The sequence below is a fragment of the Bradyrhizobium sp. RP6 genome (assembly GCF_003837805.1).
Taxonomy (GTDB): Bacteria; Pseudomonadota; Alphaproteobacteria; order Rhizobiales; family Xanthobacteraceae; genus Bradyrhizobium.
In genome coordinates, this window is sequence record NZ_RQIT01000004.1 from 60,934 (window position 1) to 87,551 (window position 26,618).

Consider the following 26,618-nt stretch of genomic DNA (forward strand, 5'->3'; position numbering starts at 1 on the left):
CTGTGCGGCTCCCACAAGGGAAGAAGTGAAGAAACAGAAACCTCTCCGTAAAATCACGGAGCTCCTGCTTACTCTCGGGCCGTCGCCTTGAGCGCGGCGATGACGTCCTCGCGGGCAATGATGCCGACCAGCTTCTGTGTACCGTCGAGCACGATGATGCTCCTGATGCGGTGATCGACCATGATCTGGAGCACACGTGTCAGCCGCGTGTCGGGGCTGACATAGATGAACTCGGGCGTCATGATGTCGCTGATCTTGCGTCTCATCAGGTCATCGTAGCGGGGCAACATCTGGCTCGGCGTGAAGGCGAAGCACTTCAGGATGTCGAATTTGGTGACGATGCCGACCACCTGCCCGTCGTCTTCGACCGGATAGGAATTGAAATCGTCGATCTCGAACATCTCGCTGAGCTGGAACAAGTCGAGGCCGCGCTGCACCGTCTTGACGTTGCGCGTCATGTAGCCGTCGACAGTCTGTTCAAGAAATTTGTACACGACGCGTCCTCCTCGATTCGATACTGACCGGACGGCGGTCAGTGCGACAGCAGCACGCTCCGGGCGGTTTGCGTGACCAGATACTGGGTGACGCCCCCAAGGATCAGTTCACGAAACCTCGAATGACCATAAGCGCCCGCGACGATCAGGCCGGCGCCGACATCGCCGGCGACTTTCTCCAAATGCGCCGCCGCGCTTTCGTCCGCGGCGGCCTCCGAGACGCGTGCGGTCGCGGTGACGCCGTGACGGCCGAGCCAGGCGGCAACGTCGGTGACGCCGGCCATCACGGCCGAACGGTCGTTGCCCTGCTCTGGAATTTCGACGATGGTGATGTCCCTCGCCTTGCGCAGCATCGGCAGCGCGTCGCTCACCGCCCGCCGCGCCTCCGGCGTGTCCTTCCACGCCACCAGCACGTTGCGCAGGTCGAGCCAGTTGACCCGATCGGGGACGACGAGAAGCGGACGGCCGGCCTGCATCACCAGATCCTTGGGGCTCGCGAGCGAGAAAGCATCGGAGAAGGCCGGGCTCTGCCCTCCGCTGACGACGATGTCGGCGCAACGCGCCTGCGCCAGGACGAATCGCGTCGGAAAATCCATCGCGCTGCGCCACTCGACGTGTCCGCCGCGATTCTTGGTTGCTGCGCGGAATTGTGCTTCCAGGCCGGCCATCCCTCGCTTGACCGAAGCTTCGCCCTCGTCGATCAGCGCCTGCGCCTCGGTACCGTCAGTGAAATAGAGCGGCGGCGCGAACTGGGCCGCGGCGACCCCGATGATGGCAGCCTCGAATCGCTCGGCGAGCTCGCCCGCGACCTGAAGACGCGCCTCGTTGGGCTGGTCGAGCGCCAGGCTGACCATGACGGTCGCGTATGTCATCGAGTATCTCCCAGCATCATCAAATTTCGTCGAATCCTAGACCTGCTGCCGCGCGACAGGCTGAGATAGATCAAAACAAGCGCTTCTGGCTCCCCCATCGTTCAGTAGGAAATCCGCCAGTGAATTCAACGTCTGCGCTTGCCTCGGAGCGAGCCTTGGGCGAAATTGCGGGAGCGGTAAAGGTATCCTGCCTGCCCGCCGAGGATAGGAGCAGAGCTTGGCGCCGACCCGCGTGACCCCTCCAGCAGACGACGGTCGGGGCGAGCATTTCCGGGGCCGCATCGAGGGATTCGGGGTGGGCACCTGGGACTTCGATCTGCAGACCCGCGAGCTTGAATGGTCGGAGATGGCCAAGCGGCTGTTTGGCCTCGAGCGGGACCAGGCCGTCAGCTACGAGCTCTTTCTTTCGCTGCTGGAACCAGGCGATCGGGACCACCTCCTGAAGGCGATCGGGCGCCTCTCGGAAGGCGGCGGGGGACTTGACCTGTCGTTCAAGGTCGGCGGCGCGTCCGGAAACGGCCAATGGATCCGAGCCAGGGCCGGCGTGATCCGGGACGATTCGGGCGCGCCACGTCATCTCAGCGGGATATTCCTCGACATCAACGAGGAAAAGCAGCTCGAGGAGGCCCTGCGCTCCCAGGAGAATCATCTACGCTCGATTCTCGAAACGGTGCCCGACGCCATGATCGTCATCGATTCACGCGGCATCATGCAGCTCTTCAGTAGCGCCGCGGAGCGGCTGTTCGGCTACAGCAGGCAGGAAGCCATTGGCCGGAACGTGAGCATTCTCATGCCTGAGCCCGATCAGTCGCGTCACGACGGGTATCTTGCGCGCTATCTCAGGACGAGTGAGCCGCACATTATCGGCATCGGCCGGATTGTGACGGGCAAGCGCCGCGACGGCACGACCTTCCCGATGCACCTCTCCGTCGGGCAGACGCAACGCGCGGGCGAGCCTCATTTCACCGGCTTCGTGCGGGACCTCACCGAGCACCAGCAGACCCAGGCGCGGCTCCAGGAACTGCAAGCCGAGCTTGTGCATGTGTCGCGGTTGACCGCAATGGGCGAAATGGCCTCCGCTCTCGCCCACGAGCTCAACCAGCCGCTGGCGGCGATCAGCAACTACATGAAGGGATCGCGGCGCCTCCTCGCCGGCAGCAGCGATCCCAACTCGCCGAAGGTCGAAAGTGCGCTCGATCGAGCGGCGGAGCAGGCCTTGCGTGCCGGCCAGATCATCCGCCGGCTGCGCGACTTCGTCTCCCGCGGCGAATCGGAAAAGCGGGTCGAGAGCCTGTCGAAGCTGATCGAGGAAGCCGGCGCGCTCGGGCTCGCCGGCGCGCGCGAGCAGAACGTGCAGCTCCGCTTCAGCCTCGATCCTGACGCCGATCTCGTCCTCGCCGACCGGGTGCAGATCCAGCAGGTGCTGGTCAATCTGTTCCGCAATGCGCTGGAAGCAATGGCGCAGTCGCCGCGGCGCGAGCTCGTCGTCGCCAACACCCGCGTCGCTGACGACATGATCGAGGTTGAGGTTTCCGACACCGGCTCGGGCTTCCGCGACGACGTCGTTCCGAACCTGTTCCAGACCTTCTTCACCACCAAAGACACCGGCATGGGCGTGGGACTGTCCATCAGCCGCTCGATCATCGAGGCTCACGGCGGCCGCATGTGGGCCGAAAGCAACACGGCGGGCGGAGCGACTTTCCGCTTCACCTTGCCGGCAACCGACGAGAGCTGATCCATGACGACCAAGGGAAATGTCTACGTCATCGACGACGACGCAGCGATGCGGGACTCGCTGAACTTCCTGCTGGATTCCGCCGGCTTCGGCGTCACCCTGTTCGACGACGCCCTCGCCTTTCTCGAAGCCTTGCCCGGCCTCGCCTTCGGCTGCGTCGTCTCCGACGTGCGCATGCCCGGCCTCGACGGGATCGAGCTGCTGAAGCGGATGAAGGCGCAGCAAAGCCCCTTCCCGATCGTGATCATGACCGGTCATGGCGACGTGCCGCTCGCGGTCGAAGCCATGAAGCTCGGGGCGGTCGATTTCCTGGAAAAGCCGTTCGATGACGACCGTCTCACCGCCATGATCGATTCGGCCATCCGCCAGGCCGAGCCTGCCGCCAAGAACGAAGCCGTCGCGCAGGACATCGCCGCCCGCGTCGCGTCCTTGAGTCCCAGGGAGCGCCAGGTCATGGAAGGGCTGATCGCGGGCCTCTCCAACAAGCTGATCGCCCGCGAATACGACATCAGCCCGCGCACCATCGAGGTCTACCGGGCGAACGTGATGACCAAGATGCAGGCGAGCAGCCTCTCCGAACTGGTCCGGCTGGCGATGCGTGCCGGCATGCTCAACGATTGAGGCAGGTCAAGGCGCCTTCCCGGGGCCGTGCTAACCAGTCAGCATGATCGAAGTCAGCTCACATGGTGCGCGGCTGCAGTCCTCCCCACAACTCACCGTCTTTGTGGTCGACGATGATGCTGCGGTGCTGGGATCCCTGCGGTTCCTGCTGGAGACCGACGGCTTTGCCGTGCGGACTTTCAGGAGCGGCACGGCGCTGCTCAATGTCAGCGGCGCGTCCGGGCCGGACTGCTACGTCATCGACTACAAGATGCCGGACATCAACGGTATCGAGCTGACCGGCCGCTTGCGCAAATCCGACCGCGACGCGCCCGTGGTCCTGATCACCGGCTATCCCGACGAGAACATCTCGGCCCGGGCGGCGACGGCGGGCATCAAAGACGTGGTTTTGAAGCCGCTTCTCGACGAAAACCTTGTCAAGTGCATCCGCCACGCCATCCAGGACCGCCCGCTACGGGATTCTACGTAAGGCACCCCCCTTAAGATATCGCTCGAAATTTTCGAGGCCCCCGATACCGCGTAGGAAAGCGCCATCACAACGGAGATGGCGCAGATGCTGACCCAGACGCTCAACACCCAGGCGATCAAAACCCACATTGTCGGCAAGATTGCTCCTGCCCATCCTGTCACCGACCAGTTCGGCGCAATCACAGGCCATGTCGGCCTTGTCGCCACGGAATTCTCCTATCGCAAGGACGAGGAGATCTATGGCGAGGATGAGCCGTCCGAATATGTCTACCAGGTCGTGTCGGGGGCAGTGAGCAGCTACAAGCTCCTTTCTGACGGCCGTCGCCAGATCGGCGCCTTCCACCTTCCCGGCGACGTGTTCGGCCTCGAATCCGGTCCCACGCACCGCCTCGCCGCGGAAGCCATCATCGACACCACCGTGCGCCTCGTGAAGCGCGCGAGCCTCGAGAAGGCCGCCGGCACCGACGTGCAGGTCGCCCGCAAGCTCTGGGCGATGACCGCCTCCGAGCTTCGCCATGCCGAGGACCACATGCTGCTGCTGGGCCGCAAGACGGCGATGGAGCGTGTTGCGACCTTCCTGCTCGAAATGGACCGCCGCCTCGCCGTTGCCGGCATGATGGCGCTGCCGATGTGCCGCCGCGACATCGGCGACTATCTCGGCCTCACCCTCGAAACCGTGTCGCGCGCACTGTCGCAGCTTCACGCCCAGGGCATTCTCGGCTTCTCCGGCGCCCGCCAGATCGTGCTGCGCAACCGCCAGCGCCTGCACAATCTCGACGCCTGATCGGCTTTCTCCCCCGTGACTTGGCCGGCCGAACCCGTTTCGGCCGGCCTTTTCTTTTGCCGCGATCATGCCGTGCGCCGGGTTTCCGGCATCATCAGCAGGATCAGAAGGAGCCCCGCCGCGGCGACGCCGGACAGTCCGATAAAGGCAGTGGCATTGCCGAACTTGTCGCTGACATAGCCGCCGAGCACCGTGCTCAGCGATGCGCCGATGCCGGTCGCCGTCCCCACGATCCCCTGCGCCAGATTGAAATGGCCGCTGCCGAAGGCGACGTCGGCCACGATCAGCGGAATCATGACGGCGAACACCGCGGCGGTGAAGCCGTCGAACACCTGCACCAGCACCAGCAGGTAGGGATCGCGCACGGTCGCAAACAGCAATCCGCGAATCGTCAGCGCGCCGAATCCGATCAGCAGCAAGGGCCGCCGGCCCCACACTTGCGCCTGCCGCCCGACCGTCGGCGACAGCAGCGCCACGATCGCCTGCGGCACGATGATGCAGGCGGCGACGAGCACGGTCGCCCATTGGCTCGACCTCGCCGTCACCGCGCTCGCCATCAGCGGCATCATTGCGGCGTTCGCGAGTTGCAACAAGAGCACGCTGATCGCGAAGACGATGAGAGGACGCTGCCGGATCAGGTGCCAGATATTGGTGTCGCCGCGGTCGGCGTCTTCAGGCGGCATCTCGCCGTGACAGCGCCTGATGTCGACCTCGTTCTCGCGGATGCGCGACAGCGCGATGAGGGTCGGAATCGCGAGCAGGAAGGTGACCAGGAAGACCGAGCGGCTCGACAGCAGATAGCCCGCGGTGCCCATCACCGCCGCCGCGACGCCATTGCCCAGCGAGGCGAAGCGCGCGTTGCGGCCAAGCCGCTCGCCGATCGCGAGCGGGCCGACGAGGCCGAGGCTGATCGCGGCGATCGCCGGCCCGAGCACGCAGCTCGCCGCCGCGTGCAAGGTGGCGGCGGCAACCACAACGGGAAAGATCGGCATGGCGGCATAGGCAAGCGCGCAGACGCCGATGGTCGCAATCGCGAGGGCGGCGACCAGGCGCTCCGACTTCGCGGCATCGATGATCGCGCCGCCCGGCATCTGCCCGATCAACGCGACGATGCCGCCGATCGACAGCACGAGGCCGATCTCGACCTGGGTCCATTTCTGCGTCGTCAGATAGACCGCGATGAAGGGACCGAAGCCGGTCTGCACGTCGGCGAGGAAGAAGATGAACCAGTCGAGGCCGCGCAGGCTCTGGCGCGAGGGCGCCGGAATACCCGCGGCCGACGGCACAGCAACCTTGTCCTGCTCGGCGCGGGCGCCGCGATCCGCAAGATTGGGCTTCCTCGACAACAGCACAGGCGGTGGGCCCTCCCGGCACCTCACTGGATCGCTTGCAGCGGCTGAAGGCTGCCAGACGCGCCGAGGACGACGATCGGCGTGTCTTCCTTGTATTCCGGCGCGGCCGCGACCTGCGCTTTGGTCAATTCCAGCGTGATACTGTCTTTCTTATTGGCGATTTTGCCGAAGCGCAGCGCGTTCCAGTCCACCACGATCTTGCGGCTGCCGACGCCGAGGAATCCGCCGAAATCGATCGCCGCGGCCCGCACATGGCCGGTGCGATCGACGATGACGTCGACGATACGGCCCATGTCCTCGCCGGCGGCGCTGCGAACGTCGCGGCCGAGCACCCCATGGGCCTCGCTCGCACCGATGATGGTCACCGAGGGTGGCGGCGCGGCGTCCTTGGGAGTCACGGGAACGGTCGAGACCGGCGGCCGTGCCCCTGGCGGCACATTCGCTTCATTCTGGCCTGCGGGCTGATCCTCCGCGGCACGCGACGGTGCGACCGTCAGGGCAACCACGATCGCCACGCTCAGGATCAACGCTCCGATCGCACGCATGTCACCCTCCTCACGATGCAACGCTAGCGCGCCAGCACGATCGAGACCTGGATCTGGCCGCGTGTGCGCATCACCTCCAGCGCCACGTCGTCGCCGTGGCGGCTGACACGAAGATCGACACTGGATTCGCCGAGGCGCAGATCGCGCAGGATCACCTCGTTGAGGAACGCGGGCAGATGCGGATTGCGCAGGCGAATCTCGCCGCGCGCCACGTCGAACTCGAGGCCGAGCGCCGCCTCCAGTAGCGTGAACGGCGTCGCGCTGGCCCAGGCTTGCGGCGCGCAGGCGACCGGATAGAGCGTCGGTCCGCGCCGTTTCTCGCGCCGGAAGCCGCAGAACAATTCGGGCAACCGGCGCAGATCCATATAGGTCGCAGCATCGAACAGCCCCTTGAAGACATGCGCCACCGAATGCTTGAGGCCGTAGCGCGCGAGTCCGAGTGCGATCAGCGCATTGTCGTGCGGCCAGATCGACCCGTCGTGATAGGACATCGGATTGTAGCGCACCTCGCCTTGCGCGACGGTGCGGATGCCCCAGCCGGAGAAGAAATGCGGCCGCATCAGATCGGCGGCGACGAGGCGGGCGCGATCCTCGCGGATCATGCCGCTGAACAGGACCTGTCCGGCGTTCGAGGTCCGCACCTTGCAGGGCCGCTTCTCGCCGTCGAGCGCAAGCGCATAGGTGCCGAGCTCCTCGCACCAGAACGCCTGCTCGAAACGCTCGGCGAGTGCCCTGGCTTCGGTCTCGAGCTTGCGAGCGCGGTCAGGCTTGCCGAGCCGCAGTGCGCAACGCGCGGCGAGCTGCTTGGCAGCAAAGACGTAGCCCTGGACTTCCGCAAGCGCGATATTGCCCTCTGCAAGCTGGCCGTCGGCATGGAAGATCGCGTCGTAGGAATCCTTCCAGCCCTGATTGGCCAGCCCCTTCTCGGTCGCGCGCTGGTATTCGACGAAACCGTCCTGGTCGGGATCACCGGCGCCGTCGATCCAGGCCAGCCCCGCCTCGATCGCCGGCCACAGCTCGATCAACGTGGCCTCGTCGCCGGTGCGCTCGTAATAGCTTCCCGCGAGCAGCACGAACAGCGCGGTCGAATCGACGCTGCCGTAATAATGCGCGAACGGCACCTCCCCGAGGGCCGCCATCTCGCCGCCGCGCATCTCGTGCAGGATCTTTCCTGGCGCAGCGTCCGCGAGCGGGTCGATCGCCCTGGCCTGGAAATGCGCAAGCCGGCGCAGGACGCCCTTGGCTACGCGCGGATCGATCCAGAGCATCTGGAGTGCGGTGATGAGGCCGTCGCGGCCGAACGTCGTCGAGTACCAGGGAATACCGGCATAGGGATAACGTCCCTGCGGCGTCTCGGTCATCAGCATGTTGAGGTCGGCCATGGCCTGGCACAGCACCTCGTTGAAGATGTTGTTGGAGGTCTCGATGCTGGCCGCGCCCATGGTCGACTGCCGCATTTCGCGGCGGTGCGCCAGCAGGCCCGGAAAGAACCGCACCGGCCGCTCCGTCACCGGCCGGTTGCAGGAGACCGCCACGAACAGCGACTTGGCCTGATGCGGCTCCAGGTCGAGCTCCCAAGTCGCGGCATTGACCGAGAGCCGCGTCGGACGCGGATCGAAATGCAGTCCGGTGGTGCGTTCGGCGTCGTCGAGGCCGCGATATTCGAACAGGACGTCGGTCGGCCCCAGCAGCCGGCTGGTTCCGATCCCGCGGCGCGGCCTCCGCTCGCCGCGGACCTCGAACAGATCGGCGAAGTCGTTGCCGAACAGCAGCGTCAGCTCGAAGCTGGTGCGCCGGTCGCCATGGTTCTGCACACCGATGCGCTGATATGCCGTGCCGCGCCACAGGAAGATCGTGCGCACGATGTGCAGCAGGTCCTTCTGCAGAACGAGGCTGCCCTGCCGGTAGATGTCCGGATTGGTGAGATCGACGGTCAACGCCGAATTGTCGTCGCGCAGGTTCGAGCCGAGCAGCAGCGGCTGGAGATCGTCGAGCACGAGCTCGAGCCGCGCGAGATAGCGTGTATCATGATGGAACAGGCCGTCCGGCCCGCCGGCGGATGCGCCGATGTCGCCATGGCTGTCGAGCACGATGAAAGTGTCGTCGTGCTTGAGCGAACGCCGCGGCCGTGCCGACGGCCCCGTCATCGGAATATAGAAGGGTTGTTCCGCGACCTGTTCCGAGGTCCGCGTCACGGAGACGAATTGGGTGACGGCTTCGGCCGACATGAGCTGCTCCCCTGCGCCTGTTTCAAAACGCAACCGACTCGAGAACGCGACTGTTGGTTTACGCGGCAGCTTGCGCGAGCCGGCTCATTTCCTGCGTGACCAGCTCGCGATAAGGCCCGTGGCCCTGCATCAGACGCTCGGGCGAGCCGTCCTCGATGATCTTACCATTTCGCAGGACGACCACGCGATCGAAATTGCGCAGCGTCGCCAGCCGATGCGCGATCGCGATCACGGTGCGGCCGCGCATCAGGCGCGACAGCGCCTCGCGGATGGCCTCCTCGGATTCGCTGTCGAGCGCGGCCGTCGCCTCGTCCAGCAGCAGGATGGGCGCATCCTTCAGGAAGGCACGCGCGATGGCGATGCGCTGGCGCTGGCCGCCGGACATCCTGACACCGCGGTCGCCAACCATGGTGTCGAGGCCGTCAGGCAGGCTCTCGACGAAGTCGCAGCGCGCCGCGATCGCCGCACGCAGCACCTCGTCGTCGGTCGCGCTCGGCCGGCCGTAGCGGATGTTCTCGCGAATGGAGCGATGAAACAACGAAATGTCCTGCGGCACGACGGAGATCGCCTCGCGCAGGCTCAGCTGCGTCACCTTGGAGATGTCCTGGCCGTCGACGGTGATGCTGCCCTCGTCGACGTCGTAGAAGCGCTGGAGCAGCGTGAACAGCGTCGACTTGCCGCCGCCGGACTGCCCGACGAGGCCGACGCGCTGGCCCGGCTGGAGCCGCAGGCTGAACCGCTCGAAGATCTTGTCGCCGCCGGGATAGCCGAAGGTGACGTTGTTGTACGCGATTGCCGCGCCGCTCTTGACGAGAGGCTCGGCCTCGGGGTGATCGCGCAACTCGTGCGGCACCAGCAGCGTGGCAATCGCCTCGGTCAGGCGCGCGACGTGCTGGGTGACGTCGACCAAGGCAACCGCGAGGTCGCGCGTGGCGCTCAGGATGGAGATACCAAGTGTACAGACCAGCACGACGTCGCCGGTCGTCGCGTCGCCCTTCTGCCAGAGCGTGATGGCCCAGGCCATCAGCGCAATCGTCAAAAGCACCGTTATAGCGGCATGCAACAGCCGCAGCTTTTCCAGATAGCGCAGGCTGCGGCTTCGCGCGGTCAGCTCCCGGTTCACCGTCGCATCGAACCGCTCATGTTCGTGGCTGATGCCGCAGAAGGCGCGCACCAGCGGCATGTTGCTGATGACGTCGATCATCTCGCCGTCGACCACCGCGGCCTTGTCGGCGAAATCGTCATGCAGCGGCTTGCCGGCGGCTGCCAGATGGAACATCGCAACCACCATGCCGCCGGCAATGACGATCAGGCCGAGGGCCATGTACGGACTGACGGTTCCAATCAGCGCGATTGCCGCAATTGTGGCGATGCAGGGCGGCAACACGTTCCAGACGAACATGTTCTCGACCGTGAACACCGCGTTCGAGGTCGCCGTGATGCGGCTTGTCAGCATCCCCGGCATCCGGTCCGAAAAATAGCTCGGCGCGTGCCCGGTCAGATGACGAAATATGTCACGCCGTAAGTCACCCGTGACCCGGACAAAGGTGAAGCTCGCTGTCCAGCTCGCGATCCGCCACAGGAAGTTGTCGGCGGCAATCAGCGACATGAGCAGAATGAATGCCAGCCATACGCCACCGGCTTGGGAAGGTCCCGCGGACAGCGCGTCGACAAGTGATTTCACCCCGTATTGGGTGCCTACGGAGCAGGCAACCGCTGCAACGACCGCGGTAAGGATCACCAAGTGCGATGCCTTTCGCATCCGAAGATAGCGCAAGACAAAGGCAAATGGCCTGCGCGCGTATCCAGAAAGCTGATCCATATGGCTATCGCCCCGTTATGCTGATTTTCGTTTCGTTACTGGTCGAGTGAACATCGACCGCTTCGCCTCGGTTCCCGGGCAACGCCATCACGACATGCGGATGCGGGCGATCTGCGAAGATGTAGTGGCAGCATCGCGACGATTCCCCGACGTGTCGAATATGTAACGTTTGGAGGAAGGAACTTCGCAAGTGCGGGAACGTTCCCTTGGCTGGCATAGCCGGTGCCGATATGCGGGGGCTTTCAACCTTCATGATCGTAGAGGAGATGGTGAGATGCGCATCGCGCAGGTAGCTCCGTTGACGGAGGCTGTTCCACCCAAGCTGTATGGCGGCACCGAGCGGGTGGTGCATTGGTTGACGGAGGAGCTGGTAGCCCTTGGACACGACGTAACATTGTTCGCCAGCGGCGACTCGCACACGTCGGCAAAGCTGGATGCGTTGTGGCCGAAGGCGCTTCGTCTCGACGGCTCCGTGCGCGATCCCAATGCGCTTCACATGGTGCTGCTGGAGCGGGTGCGGCAGAAATGTGACGACGAGGAGTTCGACTTCCTCCACTTCCATCTCGACTATTATCCGTGGTCGCTGTTCCACCGCCAGCCGACACCATTCGTGACGACGCTGCACGGCCGGCTCGACCTGCCGGAGCACCAGCCGGTCTTCAACACCTTCTCCAGGATGCCCGTCATTTCGATCTCCAACGCGCAGCGGCGGCCGGTGCCGCAGGCGAACTGGGTGACGACGATCCACCACGGCCTGCCGGAGAATCTGCTGACGCCGAGGTCGGCAAAGCAGGAATATCTCGCCGTGCTCGGCCGCATCGCGCCGGAAAAAGGCGTTGACCGCGCCATCAAGATCGCGACTCATTGCGGCATTCCGCTCAAGATCGCGGCCAAGGTCGATCGCGCCGACCAGGACTATTACGACGAGCTGATCCGGCCGATGATCGAGAACAATCCGCTGGTCGAATTCATCGGCGAGATCAGCGATCACGAGAAGTCGGACTTCCTGAGCGGCGCGCTCGGCCTCCTGCTGCCGATCGACTGGCCGGAGCCGTTCGGCCTCGTCATGATCGAAGCCATGGCGTGCGGAACGCCGGTGGTCGCCTTCAACCGCGGCTCGGTGCCGGAGATCATCGACGAGGGCCTCACCGGCTTCATCGTCGAGGATATTATCAGCGCCGCGGGGGTGGTAAATCGCCTTCCGCAACTCGACCGCACCGCGATCCGCAAGCAGTTCGAGACGCGCTTCACCGCGCGGCGCATGGCGCTGGATTACCTTGCGGCCTATCGCCGCCTGACCGAGGCGCAGGCGCCGCGGATCAAGCTGGTGAGCAGCGCGGAGTAACTCACGGCCGCCGCACCGCGGCTGCCAATCGAAGCGCCCTCTCCCCTTGTGGGAGAGGGCTCAAGAACGAGGCCGCATACTTGCTGGGGTGAGGGTTTGCCTCCGCATTGAAACTTTCTCAGTGGAGAAAGACCCCTCATCCGGCGCTTCGCGCCACCTTCTCCCACAAGGGGAGAAGGAAGGAGCCAACAGCGTCCTCGCCTACCTCACCACCGCTTCGGCTCGACGATCTCGAACATGCGCGGGAATTCGTCCATCAGGCCCATCAGCTCGGCAAGCTTCATTGGATTGCCCGACAGCTTGATCTTGCCGGCGGCGACCGCTTCCGGAAAGCTCGTCAGCTTCGCGATCACCTCGTCGAGCGTTGCGCGCGCGAGCGTGAAGCTGGCGTCCGCATTTTCCGCCTGCACGCCCTCGGCGTAGGTGAGCGCGCAGTTCTCCAGATTGAGCACGAAGGTCTCGCCGATGTCGGAAAAGCGCCAGTTCAAGACGATGTGCTTGCCTTCCGCCCTGGGACCGTTGAGGCGGATGCCGAGCACGTCCCAGAGCTGGGAGGTGCGGAGCGCGGCGAGCGTTTCGCGCGGCATCGGCGGGCGCGCCGGCACCTTCGGCATGCCCTGGCGCAATTCCTGGGCGCCGAACAGATAGGCGTTGCGCCAGGTCGCGCTCTCGGCGGCATAACCGAGCTGCTCCAGCGTATCGGCCAAGAGTGCGCGCGCCGCCGCATTGTCAGGCTCGGCAAAGACGAGGTGGCCGAGCGCCTGCGCGACGAAACGGAACTCCCCCTTGTCGAAATCGGTGCGCGCCCGCGCCAGGATCGCGTCCGCGCCGCCCATGTACTCGACATATTTCCTGCCCGACTCGACCGGCGGCAGCGGATCGAGATTGACCGGGTTGGCGTCGTACCAGCCGAGATACTTCTGGTAGATCGCCTTCACATTGTGCCGGATGTGGCCGTAATAACCGCGGCCGTGCCAGGCGCCTTCCAGGCTCTTCGGCAGCTGGATCGTTTCGGCGATTTCGGCTGCGGTCAGGCCGTGGTTCATCAGGCGGATGGTCTGGTCATGCGCGAACTTGTAGAGATCGCGCTGCTGCCGGATCATCGTGCCGATGCGCTCAGCCCCCCACACCGGCCAGTGGTGCTGGCCGCACATCGCCTCGGCCTTGCCGTCCCAGAGCTGCAAGGCTTCGCCGAGATATTTCGACCAGGCCAGCGCGTCGCGCACGTCGGCGCCGCGGAACGGCAGCAGATTGTGGAAATTGTGCGTGCAATTCTCGGCGAGGTTCAACAGCCTGTAGCGCGGGACGAAGAAGTGCATCTCCGCCGGCGCTTCGCTGTTCGGCGCCATCTGGAATTCGAATGCGACGCCGTCGATCACGCGCGTATCGCCGGTCGCCATGATCAGATCCGTGGGGCGCAGCAGCGCGACGGAGCCCGCGGCCATCGACTTGCCGAGGCCGCAATCGACCTGCCCGCGCGCGCCCTTGGCGAGAAGGGGTCCGAACTGGTACTGCGCCCGGCGCAGCATCGCAGGTCCTGCGATGATGTTCTCGGAGACGGCGTGCTCCATGAACAGGTTCGGCGCGATGATCGGCACGCTGCCCGTGGCGAGCGCATCCTCCGCCAGCACGCCGCGCGCGCCGCCCCAATGGTCGGTGTGGGTATGGGTGAAGATGATCGCCGCAACCGGTCGCGTGCCGCGGTGCCTGAAGTAGAGATCAAGCGCGGCGCGGGCGCCTTCGATCGAGGTCAGCGCGTCCACCACGATGACGCCGCTGTCGCCCTCGATCAGCGTCATGTTGGCGATGTCGAGCCCGCGCACCTGGTAGACGCCGGACACGACCTCGAACAACCCATGATGCATGTTGAGGCGCGACTGCCGCCACAGGCTCGGATTGACTGTGGGCGGCGCCTGCTCGGCGGCGAGAAAGCCGTAAGGCTCGAGGCTCCAGACCGTCCGCCCTTGCGGATTCGTGATCGCCGCGTTCTCGATGGTGCCGAGAAAGCCGCGCGCGGCGTCGTCGAAATCCCGTGTGTCGGAAAACGGCAGTGCGTTCAGCATCGCATCGTGCTGCGCGATGACAGACGGCGATGCGTCCTTCGGCTCGCTGCTGGATTCCGTCATGTTGCTCCTCCCGCCTGATGCACGGCATCTAACCGCATCTTGCGGTCGATTGCCATTGGAGGAGACGAAGGAAATGGAGCGAGATGCCTTCTCGCTTCCCCGCGAGGAGAGGGTGCACCGTCTAGGCAGCTACGCCTTCAACGGCCTGGCGCGATGCCGTGGCGTTGTCCGGCATCCGCAGCTCGCTGGCCAGCACGTAGCCGCCACGATTCTGCTTGGCCCGGTACAGCGCCTTGTCCGAGCGCGACAACAGCGCCTCTGCGGTTCGGCCGTCGTCCGGCGCGACGGCGACGCCGACGCTCGCACCGAGATCGATCACCTGTCCGTCAACCTCGTACGGCCTGCCGATCGATTGCACGATCCGCCGTGCCATCGCCTCCGCGTCGGACGCGGCGCGCTGCACCAGGACGAACTCGTCGCCGCCCATGCGGATCACGAGGTCGTCAGACGCGGCCAGCGCCTTGAGCCGTCCGGCGACCTGCTTCAGCAGCGCATCGCCGGCGGGGTGGCCGAACCGATCGTTGGCTTCCTTGAAACGGTCGAGATCCAGCGTATGGACGGCAACCATCCCGGCCGACAGCATCACGGGCAGATCCCTCGCCAGCACCGAACGATTGGACACGCCGGTCATCGGGTCGGAGCGCGCAAGTTGCTCGAACTGGCGCTTGAGCGTGATCTGGCTGATCGAGGCGTTGAAGCTGAGCCGAACCATCTCGAAGCTCGCGACCACGTACATCAGGATGAGGAGACCGAGCCCGACATGACGGAGATCGGGTTGCATGAAGCTCACGATCGCGGCAGGGGCGGCGATCGCGGCGAGATCGAGCAGCGCCGCGACGGGACGTAGCGCCAGCCGCGCGACCACGCCGGCGCCGAAGCCGAAACCGATGCCGATCGCCATCACGGAGCAGAGCGCATCGCCCAGCACGATGCTGCGCGCGGCAAACACGCCGAGCACGAGGGCCGTTACCACGGTGCCGGCAATGTAGCGCCGTTCCCAGTGCACGGCCTCGGCCCGGCCGAGCCGTGGCGGAGCCGCGAGGCGGCGGCGAAATGCAAATATCTCGGCGAGACGGACAACGGCCACCACCACGCCGGCGACCGTCAGGCCGGCCGTCATCATGTCACCGGTCTCGTAGGTCGTGATGGCGCCGACCATCGCCTGGCAGGCGGCCGCGAGAATGGTGGGCATCATCGTGCCGTGAAGGCCCGTGATGACTTCCAAATGGACGGCGTCCGAAATCGACGCCGGTCCGGATTCCATTCTGTTGAAGAACATGCCAGCTCCCATCCACTGGCATTTATCTACCGAAGATCCGTAAAGATGCGTTCGCTACTCAACGATCGCATTTGAGCGTGCGGATTTACCGCGCATTAGCCATGTCTCGCCCCAGGACGGGCGGAGACGCTCATCGTCTCCGCCCCGCCACGCGGCGGTTACATGCCCAGCAAGCGAGGCAGCCACAGCGACAGGCCGGGCCAGTACGTCACAACCACCAGGAATCCCAGCATGGTCAGCAGCCACGGCCACACCGCGACCGTGAGCTCGGTGATGCCCATCTTGGCGATCCCTGAGGCGACGTAGAGGTTGAGACCGACCGGCGGATGGCACAGTCCGACCTCCATGTTGACCGTCATCAGGATGCCGAAATGGATGGGGTCGATGCCAAGTTTGACTGCGACCGGAAACAGGATCGGCGCCATGATCAGGATGATCGAGGACGGCTCCATCACGTTGCCGGCCACCAGCAGCAGCAGGTTGACGAGCAGCAGGAAGCCGATCCACCCCAGGCCCTGGTCGATCATCCATTGCGCCAGCGCCTGCGGCACGTTCTCGTAGGTCATCAGGAACGAGAACAGCACGGCGTTGGTGATGATGTAGAGCAGCATCGCCGAGAGGTTCGCCGATGACAGCAGCACGCGCGGCACGTCGCGCAGCTTCAGGTCCTTGTAGATGAACACGGCGACGATGAAGGCGTAGACCGCGCTGACGGCGGCCGCTTCAGTCGGCGTGAACAGGCCGCTGTAGATGCCGCCGATCACGATCACAATCAAGAGGATGCCCCAGATCGACTTGCGGAACGCATCGAGCCGCTCGAGGAAGGTGGCCTTTGGCATCCGCGGATAGTCGTTGCGCCAAGCGCGATAGAACGTCGTCGCGCCGAGCAGCGAGGCCAGCACGAATCCCGGCACGATGCCGGCGATAAAGAGCTTGCCGACCGAGCTGTTGGTGGACACGGCATAGAGCACCATCGGAATCGACGGCGGGATGAGAATGCCGAGCGAGCCCGACGTCGTGATCACGCCCGCGCCGAACCGCTTCGGAAAGCCCTGCGCGACCATGGCGGGAAGGATCACCGAGCCGATCGCCACCACGGTTGCCGGCGAGGAGCCGGAGATCGCGGCAAACAACGCGCAGGCGACCACGCCCGACAGCGCCAGGCCGCCGTACCAATGGCCGACCAGCGAGGTTGCGAAGGTGATCATCCGTCGCGCCACGCCGCCATGGGTCAGGAAGTTGCCGGCGAGAATGAAGAACGGGATCGCCATGATCTCGAAATTCTCGATGCCTGTGAACAGCTTCAGCGCCACCGATTCCGTTCGCACGTCGGTCAGCGTGAACATGAAGCTGAGCACGGTCAGGCCCAGCGCGATCGAGATCGGCATGCCCGTCAGCATCAACGAGAGCAGAAGCGCGAACACGATGAAGACACGCAGGCCGTGCGGCAGCGTGATGAGGTGGGCCGCATGCGCAAAGCACAGGGCGACGATCAGGACCGGCAGCAGCATCAGGATCCAGCCGAGCGGGCTGCGCTCGTCGCGGACGACCTGGCTGGGCGTGACCGGGGCCGGATGCACCGGATCCGCCTCGACCCCCTCGACGCCTGCCATATCGTGATGCGGCAGCTCGCCGGTGCGATAGAACGACCAGGCGACCTGCAGGAAGCGGAAACACATCAGGCCGGAGCCGAGCGGGATCGTGAGGTACACCATCCACATCGGCGCTTCGAGATCGTTGGATTGCTGGCCGCTCTGCCACATGTGGGTGACGAAGGCGGCCCCGAAATAGCCGACGATGGCGGTGAAGAGCGCGCCGCACAGAAGGCCGAAGGTGATGACGCGCCGGCGCGACCCGCCAGGGAGGATGTTGACCAGCACGTCGACGCCGACATGAATGCCGGTCCGCACGCCATAGGCGGCACCGAACTTCGCCATCCAGATGAACATGTAGATGCAGAGTTCCTGCGCCCAGGACAGGTCGAGGGCGGCAAGCCACACGAACACCGCTCGCGCCGGCACGGCCAGGAAGGCGAGATTTCGCGCTTCCGCCCATTTGGCGATGTCGATCGACAGCCCGGCACCGTAGCGATGCAGCACGGCGACGAAGATGAGCGATGTCGCAGCCGCGATCATCGTCGCGATCAGCCACTCCTCGAGATGATCGAGAAAACGATTCAGCGCGCGCAGCAACTTGGTCCCCCCGGATTGGATCATTCAAGCGCAACGGCCGGGAGTGCGATCACTCCCGACCGTTGGTATTGTTCTTATTGGGGCGCAGCCCGTCAGTTCATCTTGACGTCGAGTTCCTTGGCGACGAGATCGAGCACCTCCTGCCCAACCCGCCCCTTTGCCCATTTATACGTCGGCTGCATCGCCTCCTGCCAGGCCTTGCGGTCGGCGTCGGTGAGATAATGCAGATTGGTCTTGCCCGTCTTCTTGATCTCGGCCAGCGCGTCCTCGTTCTCCTGGCGCGCGATCGAGTTGGTGTAGTCGGTCGCCTCCGCCATCGCCTTATCCAGCTTGGTGCGGATGTCGGGCGGAAGACCCGACCAGAACTTCGAATTGACGATGACGGCATATTGCAGATGCGCGTGATAAGACACGGTGATGTCCTTCTGCACCTCGTAGAACTTCTGCGTCAGGTAGTTGGACGCGGTGTTCTCGCAGCCGTCGACCACGCCGGTCTGCAACGCCTGGTAGACTTCCGAGAACGCCATGATCTGAGGGATCGAGCCCATGATGCGAAGATATTGGTCGGCGACCTTCGATCCGGAGATGCGGAACTTGAGGCCCTGAAAATCGGCCGGATTCATCAGGGGACGGTTGGCGGAGAGCATGTGGAAGCCGTTGTCCCAGTAAGCGAGGCCGGTGATGCCCTTGGCTTCAAGCTTCTGGAACAGCCACTTGCCGACCGTGCCCTTCATCGCATTGGAATAGGTCTGGTCGTCCTTGAACAGCCAGGGCAGGTCGAGCGCCTCGAACTCCTTGATGCCGAGTGGCGCGAATTTGGCCGTCGAGGGCGCAAGCATCTGCACCGAGCCGAGCTGCAGCGCCTCGATCTCTTCCTTGTCCTTGTAGAGCGTGGAGTTCGGGTACACTTCGACCTTGACCTTGCCGTCGGTGTATTTCTCGGCGAGCTCCTTGAATTTCAGCGCACCCTTGCCCTTCGGGGTCTCGTTGGCGACCACGTGGCTGAACTTGATGACGATCGGCGCCTGGGCGTGGGCGATGGCGGGAGCCAAGAGAACAGCCGCGGCGGCGACCGCGGTAAGCAGCTTGCGCATGAACGTACCTCCCAACAACTCCGAAACCGGTTTCTCTTGTTTTTCAGGTCAGTCCTGGCAGCAATCCGCTGCCCGAACAACTAGACCTAAGCCCAATTTGCTGCGGCCAAGCTAACGCGACGACCGCTGCATGCGCAACCCGGCGTCTGCGCGCGTCCAAGGGAACGAGCGCTTGTGCCGCAATGCGGCAGCGCCATCAGCCCTTGCGCTGGGCGACCATGAACAGACGCCGGAACGGGAACAGCGTCTGCCCCGCCGCATTCTTCGGATAGGCCTTTGCGACGCGCATCCCATAGGCGTCTTCGAACGCGATCTTCTCCTCGCCTTGCAGGACGTCGAGGTAGCGCGTCAGCCAGGTCCCCTTGGTCCATTCCTTGACGGGGTTCTCGCCCTCGAGCACCTGGAGATATTCGGTCTCCCAGATGTCGATGTTGGCCGACATCGGCGCCAGCAGATCGTGATAGAAGGCCGGCCCCTCGACCGGCGGCGCGGTGACGAGATGCTCCACCTTGGACCGCCACGGACCATCCAGCGCGGTCTCGCCGATCAGCACATGCGAGGGCGCGGTGAAGTTGCGCGGCATCTGCACCGCCAAGATGCCCCCACGCGTCACCTTCTCCATCAGCGACGGAAACAGTGCCGCATGATTGGGCAGCCAGTGCAGTCCGGCATTGGAATAGATCAAGTCGTACTGCCCGGCGGGACTCCAATGGCCGAGATCCTCATGTGACCATTCCACGTCAGGCGCGGCCTTCCGCCCCGCAGCGACCATCTCCGCCGAGCCCTCGACACCGGTCACGCGCGCATCCGGCCAGCGCTCCTTGATCAGCTTCGTCACGTTGCCGGCGCCGGCGCCGAGATCGGCGATCGCACGCGGGGCAAAATCCGGAATCCGCATCAGGAGGTCGACGGCCGGCCGGAGCCGATGGCCGGAGAACTTCAGATATTGCTGCGGATCCCAGACCATCGTTTCAGCCTTTTCTTTTTCGTGTTTCCTTCGCCGAGGCCCTTGGTTACCACTGCTCGTCTCGGTTCGGCAAATCGCCGCACGCGGGACAAGGCAGGAAACGAACAGCAAAGCGCAAAGCAACCAAGAGAGCGTGTGACCATGGACCTCGGGCTCAAATCGAAAACCGCTGTCGTCACCGGCGCGAGCATCGGCATCGGCCGCGCCATCGCCAAGGGTCTGGCGGCCGAAGGCGTGCGCGTCGTCGGCGTGGCGCGCCGCACCGATCTGCTTGCCGAGTTGGTGAAAGAAGCCGGCGGCGGATTGATCACGCCGTTCCAGCAGGACGTGATGGCCAAGGACGCCGCCGAGAACATTGCGGCCTTTGCGCTGAAGGAGCTCGGCCATGTCGACATCCTCGTCAACAATGCCGGCGGCAGCCGTCCCCTCCCCGTCGATGCGCCCGACAGCAAGTGGGACGAAGCGATCGCGCTGAACTTCACCAGCTATCGCCGCATCGCGCATGCGCTGCTGCCGCAGATGATCGAACGCAAATGGGGCCGCATCGTCAACATCACCGGCAAGTCCGAACCGGAAGGCCTCAACGCCGCCTTCGCCGCCAAGGCCGCCGTGCACGCCTGGGCCAAGGGCCTGTCGCGCGAGATCGGCGAGCATGGCATCACCATCAACTGCATCCCGCCCGGCCGCATCATGAGCGAACAGATTCGCCGCAACTACGCGCCGGATTATCGCGAACGCTTTGCCGAGGAAGAAATCCCGGTGGGCTATTGGGGCGAGCCGGAAGATCTCGCGGCACTCGCGGTGTTTCTGGCCTCACCGGTGGCGCGCTACATCACGGGCACGGTGATCCCGGTGGATGGGGGACTGCGGAGATATCAGTTTTAGGAGTGAGCTCCTGAATCCGCTCGGCCCGCAAACGCCTGCAGTGCCCGGTCTGCCGCCGAACCTCACGGTTTGACGTAGCTCCAGCCCTGCTCCTGCAGCTCCATGACGCGGACGACACCGGATTTGACAACCGTGGCCTGCGGAATCAGGCTTATGTCCTTGTTCTCCACCTTCCGCATGTTTTCCTGCGTGTTGCCGCAGGCCTTGAAGGAGATTTCGGGATGGCTCATCGCGAGCACCTCGATGCGCGGCTTCACCGGCGAGGTGTCGTCGCGCAGCATGTGAAGCCCCGGACCAAAGGTGACGACCTCGATCGACACTGGTTCACCGAGATCGCGGTAGTATTGCGCGACGTTGGTCGCGTTGTTGAGTGTGAGGTTCATCATCGCAGGTTCGTTGGAATTGACCTGCAATATCAGCCGATGTGACTTCTTTGCGGCGACCTCAGGTTTGGTCATCTGAGCCAGCGCTCCGTCGTTCGCAGGGTTCCGCTTGTTGGTGAGGTTCTGCCCTGGTTTTCCCGCCTGCTTGTGTCGACTTGAATGCTTCTGGTTGCTCGCCTGGGTCGTCGCGCTCGCCTGCGGGATCAGCCGGTTGTCCTGCTGCGCCTGCGCGTCTGGTCCGGCCAGAAGCAGCATCGCCAAGCCGCTGATGACTGCCATCGCCAACTTCAGATCGATCATTTCGTTTCTCCCTTTCGCTTGGCCGTCACCGTCCTGGTCTCGCGACGGCATGCGGCCATTTGCATGCAGCCCCCACTTTTTCGCGCACTTTCTTGAATCCGCCGAGCGAGAATTGTCCCGCTTGCACCGCGCGGGTGCGGATGGAGAGACGCACATTGATGTGACCGTTATCGGGTAGCGATCTCAGCAACTGCACAACGTCGCCTCCGATAGCGACGCCGGAGCCGAATGACGGCGCGGCGGTCGTGAGTTGCATTGGCGGCTCCGCATTGAGCTGAAAGGAGACGGCGTATTCATTGGCACTGCGTGACATCGTCGGCCCTTCGATTACGACTTCCGTGCGGCCTTTACGGCAGTGGATTGCGAGTTGCATCGCAGCACCATTCGAACTGCCAACCGAAGAGGTGGTGGCCGTGACGATCGGTGAATAGTCGACTGGCGAGGTGGTCTCGCTGATCAGCCAGCCATCGTCTGACGCGCGTCGGCCGGGCGGTGGTATCCTGCGTGACAGATCCTGCAGACATTCCAGCCGTTCTTGCCCCGTCATCGCCGAGCAAGCCAGAAGTGTTTCCATGGGATCGGTCGTGTTTTGTGCGTAAGCGATTCCGCAGGCCACATTGAAAGCGACGGCGAGCGGAGGAGCCGCACCCTTCATGGCCGCGCCTGTGCGCTTCGTGCCTTGCGATCCAGCCAGTCCTGCGCGGCCTGGAAGCGGGTGAGCCCTGGCACGGTGGCCGCGAGATTGATTGACTGCCATTTCGGATCGAAGCCCGGCGCCTGCAGTCTGTCGATTCGCGAGAACAGGTAGTCGACGAGACGCGCCACGCGTTGATAACGGTTCGATTGTTGCGGCCAGTTGAATGCAACGAGCGCCGTCGGCACCGCAATCGTCGAGATCCGCTCGCCTTGCCTGATCAGGCTGGGATACTCGTTGGCCTCCAGGGTCGCGGGCAGATAATAGTCCTCGAACTTCCTGTCGTAGACGATCGGGAGGAACTTGAATCCAGCCTCCCAGCGGCCCTTTACGAAGGCGTCGACGGGTTTCGATGTAATGAACACGACGGCCGACATCTCGCCTTTGCGCATCTGTTCCAGAGCCACCTGGTGCGGAATGAATGTCTTGTCAACATCGATGCCAAGACGACTGAAGATCAGCGGTCCTGAATAGGCCGCTGCGGTGCCCTGGGTGTTGAAGTTCACCTTCTTGCCGGCAAGATCCTGCAGGCTTGTGATCTCGGGCCGCACGAAAATGTGCAGCTCGGATGGAAAGAGATTGAGCAGATACGTGATGCGGCTTCGGATCTGCGGTGCCTGAACCTTATACTCGTCGAGTGCATCGGAATTGATGATGGCGGTATCGACGCCGCGCAAATACAGCAGCGCATTCAGATTGTCGGTGGCCCCCCGCGTGACGATCGGCAGGAGATGCAGGTTTGCTCCGTCATCGACGACGCGAGCCATTTCTGCGGCGAGGCGGATCGGTGCGCCCTCGAGCAGACCGCCGGCGAGCCCGACCGTCCAGGCGTTCATCCGATCCTTTTCATTTTCCGGCGGGAGCAATCTTCGGACGAGTTGAGCATCAATCCTGGTATTTCTCGCCGTTTGGGCTTCCAGGCAGGCTGTCTGAAGCAGCATCGCGACCGGCAGCAACCCGGCGAGCAGGAGCAGCGAGAGTGACCTTGGTGCCTCATTCATGTCGTTTCCCTTCCGAATCAGCCACCGCAACCGTTGGTTCCGCAGGACTGCAACATGTTCGCTCTCAGCGCTGCAGCGCCTCCAGCCGTTCCTTCGCCTCTCGAATGCCACCCCGGTGCGCCTTCGCGTAGAGCTCCCGCGCCTTGGCCGCTTCGCCGCGCGTTCCATAGGTGCCCCAGGCGGACAGAACCGCCGGATCGTATGTCTCCGCGAGCATGAAGCTTGCCTGCGCAATGTCCTTCTCGGCCGCGAGCTCGAGCACGATCCGCGCTGCACCGATATTTCCTTGATCGAGCAACGCCCTGGCGCGCGGGATCAATCGGGCCTCCGCCTCGTTCTGGTTTGCGGCTGTCAGCGGCTCCGCGACAGTCGCTTCCACGCGCCGCGTCGGCGGCAAGATCGGGCCTTCATTTGTTTGCTGGACCTGGAGGCGCGCATCGGCTGGGGCCGATGCCGATGCACGGTCGTTTTGCCTGGCTTCGGTCCCGCTCCGCGCCTGTTCCAGCGACTGCCGCAGTTCGGCAATCTCCCGGTTCGTTGCCTGTCGCTGCTGCGAGGCCGCATCGTTCGCCTCGCGCAATTGCACGTTCCGGGTTTCGATCCCACGGCGCGCTTCGGCAAGTTCCCTCGCCAGCGCGGCTGCATGCGCCTGGGCCTCTTCGAGAGCGCGGCGGTGTTGCTCGGCATTGGCCGCTACCGCGTGCGCTGCTCTGGCCTGGGCAACGAGATCGGCGTTCTTCTGCCGCTCGTCTTGCAAAGACTGCCGCAGCTCCGCAACCTGCCGCCCCACTGCCTCCTTTTGTTCTTCGGCCGCAGCATCCGCCATGAGCGATCCGCGAGGTATTCCGGCGAGTTCGCTCGCGAGTGCGGCGGCGCGTGACTGCGCCTCGTGGCGTTCCTGCTCAGCGCTCGCCGCTGCCGCCTGCGCGGTGTTCGCCTGCTTCACGAGGAGGCCACTTCTTTGCCGCTCCTGCTGCAGGGATTGCTGCAGTTCCGCGATCTCCCGCGCCGCCGCATCTCTCTGCTGCTCGGCCACATCGTCCGCTTTGCGGGATTGCGCCTTGCCGGCGTCGATCTCGCGACGGGCTCCGGCAAGTTCGTTCGCAAGCTCGGCGCTACTGGCTTGCTCCTGTTGAAGTGATTTCCGCAGCTCCTCCGCCGCGCTTTCCGCCGTGCGCGCGCGCTGGACCGCCTCGTCGAGCTCGCTGCGGGCTTCGGCCAGCTCGTGGGCGGACGCGTCAATGCGCGGCGCGTCTTCGCCCAGCCGCTGGCTTGGTTGCACCACCCTCGCTGGCTCCGCCTGCATCGGGGGCCCAGTCGCTTCGCGCTGAAGGAGTGCTGGCAAGCCAGTCAGGATTTCCGGCCGCTGATCGAGGCTGAGGGTGCTCTCGCCCCCCATGCGCGTCATGTCCGGTTGCGCCGAGAATGGCGTGAACACGCCGAGCAGCGAAGCCCCGACGAAGACGACGGGGATCAGGATTACAGCCGCCACGAGCGAACCGCCCGATCGGTCGTCTTCTGGATCGACATCCTCCATTGCGGGGTACCAATGGGTAGGCGCAGGATCGATCGGAGTGCCGTCCTGCCAGACCCACTTGCCCGCCTCGCGTGACCAGTGGCCGACCTCAGTAGCCCCGGTCGCGTCTTCGACCCAGATGCCTTCTCCGCTGCTCGGTGCTGTTTCAATTGGCCGGCGCATGCATAACGCCTCTCTTCGACGGCAACTTTAGTGGCGCGGTTGACTCGGCCTGTCCGCATCAGGTGTTCGAAGAGAACACGCCAGATCGACAACCACGTCAGGGCGACGCGCCTCCACGATTAAATTTTTAAAAATATATAAATATATATAATTTTAACTATAGATAAGTCAAATTAAATAATGTCGGAATTCGCCCGCTTGCGACGCCAGGTTTGATCGCCGAGCGATGCCAACCCGCTGCGGATCCCGTTTGCGGCTTGCGCGCCCGCCATCCTGCGCCGGGTGAAATCAGAAGCCTCTCGCCGATGCGGCACAACCCCTCATCCCTGGCCTGCTGGCGGAACGATATACAGCGTCAGTGCAAACACCGCATAGATGAAGATCATCAGGGCGCCGACAAACCAGGCTGAGCGCCCGCCGGCGGTGATAAAGGCCGACGTGACGGTTGCAATCATCATCATGGTGACGGCGCCCGGCCAGAACTGCAGGTCCATCGGCGCGGGTCCCACAACATAGCTGAGCAACACTAGCGCGGGGGCAACAAACAGCGCGATCTGGGAGGCGCTGCCCAGCGCGATGCTGACGGCCATGTCGAGCCGGTTCTTGCGCGCAGCGGCAAAGGCCACCGCGAATTCGGCGGCGGCGCCGACCAGCGAGACGACGATGAAGCCGACAAAAGCCGGGCTCATCCCGAAGGTCTCCGCCGCCTTCTGCACCGACTCCACGAAGATTTCGCTGACCAGCGCGACCAGCACCGTGACGACAAGCAGCGTGCCGGCGGCTATTCCGATCGGCCAGCGCGCCTCCTTGTCCTCGCCATGATCGGAGCTTGCGAACAACTCCTTGTGCGTAACAAGCGAGAACAACAGGCCGAGTGCATAAGCGATGATGAGCAGGATTGAAATTCCGACACTGAGCTTGTTCAAGATGCCCCCGCCTTGGGGCAGGTGCTCGAGATCGGCGACGGCTGAAGGCGCAAGCAGGGCGACGGTTGCCATCAGCAGCAGGCCGGACGAGAGCCGCGCGCCGGCGCGGTTGTACTCCTGAACGTGGTAGCGCAGGCCGCCGAGCAGCAGGCAGGCGCCGAGCATGAACACCGCGTTGGTGACGATCGCGCCCGCAATCGAGGCCTTCACAAGCATGTACTGCCCCGCCCGCAGCGCGGTGATGGCGATGATCAGCTCCGTCAGGTTGCCGAGCGTGGCATTGAGCAGTCCGCCCACGGCATCGCCGGTCTTCGCGGCGACCGCTTCGGTGGCATGGCTGAGCAGCGCTGCCAGTGGCACGATCGCGAGCACGGCCAGCATGAATAGGAGCGTGTGGGAATGCGGGACCATGGCCTCGGCCACCAGCACGATGGGCACGAAGGCCAGCATCCAGAGCAGAGGGGTATTTCGGATGTCCCTGAGCAGCGTCTGCATGTCGACCGCCTTTCCATCGATGCACTGATGGAAAAGTTCGCGGTCCTTCCGGGGGAGTGTTGATCTGGCTCAACGTGCGCCGGGAGCGGCGCGCGGCTGTGCAGTGGACACCGGCGCCAGCATCGCATCCTGCCAGTGTTTTGCCCGACAGGTCAGCGCGATCGCGGCTGCGGATGTCGTCGCAACGCGTCGCAAAAAATCCCTTATAGATCAAGGAGCGCTCTACTGTGCATGGGGTTGTTTCTCGACTTCTTGTTTCAAGCCCCAAAAGAGAGCCGGAGAGCACGCGTCCGAAGCAGCTCATTCCGCCT

At 64.1% G+C, this 26,618-nt stretch carries 22 protein-coding genes and 1 pseudogene; 6 read left to right on the top strand and 17 right to left on the bottom strand.

Annotated elements, in window-relative coordinates:
• Window positions 1-68: 68 nt before the first annotated feature.
• Together EHH60_RS11255 and EHH60_RS11260 are read right to left on the bottom strand one after the other, a co-directional pair.
• Window positions 69-494, bottom strand: a complete 426-nt coding sequence (locus EHH60_RS11255; RefSeq protein WP_124159540.1) for a CBS domain-containing protein — start codon at window positions 492-494, stop codon at window positions 69-71.
• Between the two features lie 38 nt (window positions 495-532).
• Window positions 533-1,366: a universal stress protein gene (locus tag EHH60_RS11260; protein WP_124159541.1), complete on the bottom strand. Its 834-nt coding sequence runs from the start codon at window positions 1,364-1,366 to the stop codon at window positions 533-535.
• A gap of 217 nt (window positions 1,367-1,583) precedes the next feature.
• Here EHH60_RS11260 and fixL point away from each other — a divergent pair, with 217 nt between their 5' ends.
• From fixL to EHH60_RS11280, 4 genes are all read left to right on the top strand, one after another.
• Window positions 1,584-3,101: a sensor protein FixL gene (fixL, locus tag EHH60_RS11265; RefSeq protein ID WP_124159542.1), complete on the top strand. Its 1,518-nt coding sequence runs from the start codon at window positions 1,584-1,586 to the stop codon at window positions 3,099-3,101.
• A gap of 3 nt (window positions 3,102-3,104) precedes the next feature.
• On the top strand, window positions 3,105-3,722 hold the full coding sequence (gene fixJ / locus EHH60_RS11270; RefSeq protein ID WP_124159543.1) for a response regulator FixJ: 618 nt from the start codon (window positions 3,105-3,107) through the stop codon (window positions 3,720-3,722).
• 43 nt (window positions 3,723-3,765) lie between these two features.
• Window positions 3,766-4,191, top strand: coding sequence for a response regulator transcription factor (locus EHH60_RS11275; RefSeq protein ID WP_124159544.1), 426 nt, complete (start codon window positions 3,766-3,768; stop codon window positions 4,189-4,191).
• A gap of 84 nt (window positions 4,192-4,275) precedes the next feature.
• Window positions 4,276-4,974: a helix-turn-helix domain-containing protein gene (locus EHH60_RS11280; RefSeq protein ID WP_199751410.1), complete on the top strand. Its 699-nt coding sequence runs from the start codon at window positions 4,276-4,278 to the stop codon at window positions 4,972-4,974.
• Window positions 4,975-5,039: 65 nt separating this feature from the next.
• Here the strand turns inward: EHH60_RS11280 and EHH60_RS11285 are convergent, their stop codons facing one another.
• The 4 genes from EHH60_RS11285 to EHH60_RS11300 are packed head-to-tail and all read right to left on the bottom strand — an operon-like array spanning window position 5,040 to window position 10,921.
• On the bottom strand, window positions 5,040-6,326 hold the full coding sequence (locus EHH60_RS11285; protein ID WP_199751411.1) for an MFS transporter: 1,287 nt from the start codon (window positions 6,324-6,326) through the stop codon (window positions 5,040-5,042).
• 23 nt (window positions 6,327-6,349) lie between these two features.
• Window positions 6,350-6,871 (bottom strand): PRC-barrel domain-containing protein, encoded by a 522-nt coding sequence (locus EHH60_RS11290; RefSeq protein WP_199751412.1) that lies wholly within the window; start codon window positions 6,869-6,871, stop codon window positions 6,350-6,352.
• 23 nt (window positions 6,872-6,894) lie between these two features.
• The gene (locus tag EHH60_RS11295; RefSeq protein WP_124159547.1) at window positions 6,895-9,099 is read right to left on the bottom strand and encodes an amylo-alpha-1,6-glucosidase; all 2,205 of its coding nucleotides are present in this window, start codon (window positions 9,097-9,099) and stop codon (window positions 6,895-6,897) included.
• Window positions 9,100-9,157: 58 nt separating this feature from the next.
• A complete protein-coding gene (locus EHH60_RS11300) occupies window positions 9,158-10,921 on the bottom strand; it encodes an ABC transporter ATP-binding protein (protein ID WP_124159548.1) in 1,764 nt (587 codons plus the stop codon).
• Window positions 10,922-11,195: 274 nt separating this feature from the next.
• Here EHH60_RS11300 and EHH60_RS11305 point away from each other — a divergent pair, with 274 nt between their 5' ends.
• On the top strand, window positions 11,196-12,266 hold the full coding sequence (locus tag EHH60_RS11305; RefSeq protein ID WP_124159549.1) for a glycosyltransferase family 4 protein: 1,071 nt from the start codon (window positions 11,196-11,198) through the stop codon (window positions 12,264-12,266).
• 206 nt (window positions 12,267-12,472) lie between these two features.
• Here the strand turns inward: EHH60_RS11305 and EHH60_RS11310 are convergent, their stop codons facing one another.
• The 6 genes and pseudogenes from EHH60_RS11310 to EHH60_RS11330 form a co-directional block, all read right to left on the bottom strand.
• Complete coding sequence (locus tag EHH60_RS11310; RefSeq protein ID WP_124159550.1) at window positions 12,473-14,392, bottom strand: alkyl/aryl-sulfatase; 1,920 nt, start codon at window positions 14,390-14,392, stop codon at window positions 12,473-12,475.
• Between the two features lie 121 nt (window positions 14,393-14,513).
• Window positions 14,514-15,671 carry a GGDEF domain-containing protein gene (locus EHH60_RS11315; RefSeq protein ID WP_124159551.1) on the bottom strand — a complete coding sequence of 386 codons (1,158 nt, stop codon included), beginning with the start codon at window positions 15,669-15,671 and terminating at the stop codon, window positions 14,514-14,516.
• Between the two features lie 158 nt (window positions 15,672-15,829).
• Complete coding sequence (locus EHH60_RS38665) at window positions 15,830-17,110, bottom strand: TRAP transporter large permease (protein ID WP_245454475.1); 1,281 nt, start codon at window positions 17,108-17,110, stop codon at window positions 15,830-15,832.
• A gap of 216 nt (window positions 17,111-17,326) precedes the next feature.
• A pseudogene (locus tag EHH60_RS38670) lies at window positions 17,327-17,887 on the bottom strand (TRAP transporter small permease); the annotation flags it as partial.
• Between the two features lie 68 nt (window positions 17,888-17,955).
• Window positions 17,956-18,957, bottom strand: coding sequence for a DctP family TRAP transporter solute-binding subunit (locus EHH60_RS11325; RefSeq protein ID WP_124159553.1), 1,002 nt, complete (start codon window positions 18,955-18,957; stop codon window positions 17,956-17,958).
• A gap of 196 nt (window positions 18,958-19,153) precedes the next feature.
• Window positions 19,154-19,924: a methyltransferase domain-containing protein gene (locus tag EHH60_RS11330; protein WP_124159554.1), complete on the bottom strand. Its 771-nt coding sequence runs from the start codon at window positions 19,922-19,924 to the stop codon at window positions 19,154-19,156.
• A gap of 141 nt (window positions 19,925-20,065) precedes the next feature.
• Here EHH60_RS11330 and EHH60_RS11335 point away from each other — a divergent pair, with 141 nt between their 5' ends.
• Window positions 20,066-20,809, top strand: a complete 744-nt coding sequence (locus EHH60_RS11335; RefSeq protein WP_124159808.1) for an SDR family NAD(P)-dependent oxidoreductase — start codon at window positions 20,066-20,068, stop codon at window positions 20,807-20,809.
• A gap of 62 nt (window positions 20,810-20,871) precedes the next feature.
• On the opposite strand, the gene EHH60_RS11340 is transcribed toward EHH60_RS11335, so the two are convergent.
• The 5 genes from EHH60_RS11340 to cax all read right to left on the bottom strand — a co-directional run bounded on the left by EHH60_RS11340 (window position 20,872) and on the right by cax (window position 26,307).
• Window positions 20,872-21,492 carry a DsrE family protein gene (locus EHH60_RS11340; protein WP_245454458.1) on the bottom strand — a complete coding sequence of 207 codons (621 nt, stop codon included), beginning with the start codon at window positions 21,490-21,492 and terminating at the stop codon, window positions 20,872-20,874.
• Window positions 21,493-21,517: 25 nt separating this feature from the next.
• A complete protein-coding gene (locus EHH60_RS11345) occupies window positions 21,518-22,147 on the bottom strand; it encodes a hypothetical protein (RefSeq protein ID WP_245454459.1) in 630 nt (209 codons plus the stop codon).
• Window positions 22,144-23,187: a TAXI family TRAP transporter solute-binding subunit gene (locus EHH60_RS11350; protein WP_124159811.1), complete on the bottom strand. Its 1,044-nt coding sequence runs from the start codon at window positions 23,185-23,187 to the stop codon at window positions 22,144-22,146. The genes EHH60_RS11345 and EHH60_RS11350 overlap by 4 nt, the downstream gene beginning before the upstream one ends.
• A gap of 64 nt (window positions 23,188-23,251) precedes the next feature.
• On the bottom strand, window positions 23,252-24,886 hold the full coding sequence (locus EHH60_RS11355) for a coiled-coil domain-containing protein (protein WP_124159555.1): 1,635 nt from the start codon (window positions 24,884-24,886) through the stop codon (window positions 23,252-23,254).
• Window positions 24,887-25,206: 320 nt separating this feature from the next.
• Window positions 25,207-26,307, bottom strand: coding sequence for a calcium/proton exchanger (cax, locus tag EHH60_RS11360; protein WP_124159556.1), 1,101 nt, complete (start codon window positions 26,305-26,307; stop codon window positions 25,207-25,209).
• Window positions 26,308-26,618 lie beyond the last annotated feature (311 nt).

Coding starts and splice junctions, on each gene's coding strand:
- EHH60_RS11335 (WP_124159808.1), top strand. CDS start 20,066: ATGGACCTCGGGCTCAAATCGAAAACCGCTGTCGTCACCGGCGCGAGC.
- EHH60_RS11345 (WP_245454459.1), bottom strand. CDS start 22,147: ATGAAGGGTGCGGCTCCTCCGCTCGCCGTCGCTTTCAATGTGGCCTGC.
- cax (WP_124159556.1), bottom strand. CDS start 26,307: ATGCAGACGCTGCTCAGGGACATCCGAAATACCCCTCTGCTCTGGATG.
- EHH60_RS11295 (WP_124159547.1), bottom strand. CDS start 9,099: ATGTCGGCCGAAGCCGTCACCCAATTCGTCTCCGTGACGCGGACCTCG.
- EHH60_RS11325 (WP_124159553.1), bottom strand. CDS start 18,957: ATGCGCAAGCTGCTTACCGCGGTCGCCGCCGCGGCTGTTCTCTTGGCT.
- EHH60_RS11310 (WP_124159550.1), bottom strand. CDS start 14,392: ATGACGGAATCCAGCAGCGAGCCGAAGGACGCATCGCCGTCTGTCATC.
- EHH60_RS11260 (WP_124159541.1), bottom strand. CDS start 1,366: ATGACATACGCGACCGTCATGGTCAGCCTGGCGCTCGACCAGCCCAAC.
- EHH60_RS11280 (WP_199751410.1), top strand. CDS start 4,276: ATGCTGACCCAGACGCTCAACACCCAGGCGATCAAAACCCACATTGTC.
- EHH60_RS11355 (WP_124159555.1), bottom strand. CDS start 24,886: ATGCGCCGGCCAATTGAAACAGCACCGAGCAGCGGAGAAGGCATCTGG.
- EHH60_RS11315 (WP_124159551.1), bottom strand. CDS start 15,671: ATGTTCTTCAACAGAATGGAATCCGGACCGGCGTCGATTTCGGACGCC.
- EHH60_RS11290 (WP_199751412.1), bottom strand. CDS start 6,871: ATGCGTGCGATCGGAGCGTTGATCCTGAGCGTGGCGATCGTGGTTGCC.
- EHH60_RS11275 (WP_124159544.1), top strand. CDS start 3,766: ATGATCGAAGTCAGCTCACATGGTGCGCGGCTGCAGTCCTCCCCACAA.
- EHH60_RS11340 (WP_245454458.1), bottom strand. CDS start 21,492: ATGATCGATCTGAAGTTGGCGATGGCAGTCATCAGCGGCTTGGCGATG.
- EHH60_RS11305 (WP_124159549.1), top strand. CDS start 11,196: ATGCGCATCGCGCAGGTAGCTCCGTTGACGGAGGCTGTTCCACCCAAG.
- fixJ (WP_124159543.1), top strand. CDS start 3,105: ATGACGACCAAGGGAAATGTCTACGTCATCGACGACGACGCAGCGATG.
- EHH60_RS11350 (WP_124159811.1), bottom strand. CDS start 23,187: ATGAATGAGGCACCAAGGTCACTCTCGCTGCTCCTGCTCGCCGGGTTG.
- EHH60_RS11300 (WP_124159548.1), bottom strand. CDS start 10,921: ATGGATCAGCTTTCTGGATACGCGCGCAGGCCATTTGCCTTTGTCTTG.
- EHH60_RS11330 (WP_124159554.1), bottom strand. CDS start 19,924: ATGGTCTGGGATCCGCAGCAATATCTGAAGTTCTCCGGCCATCGGCTC.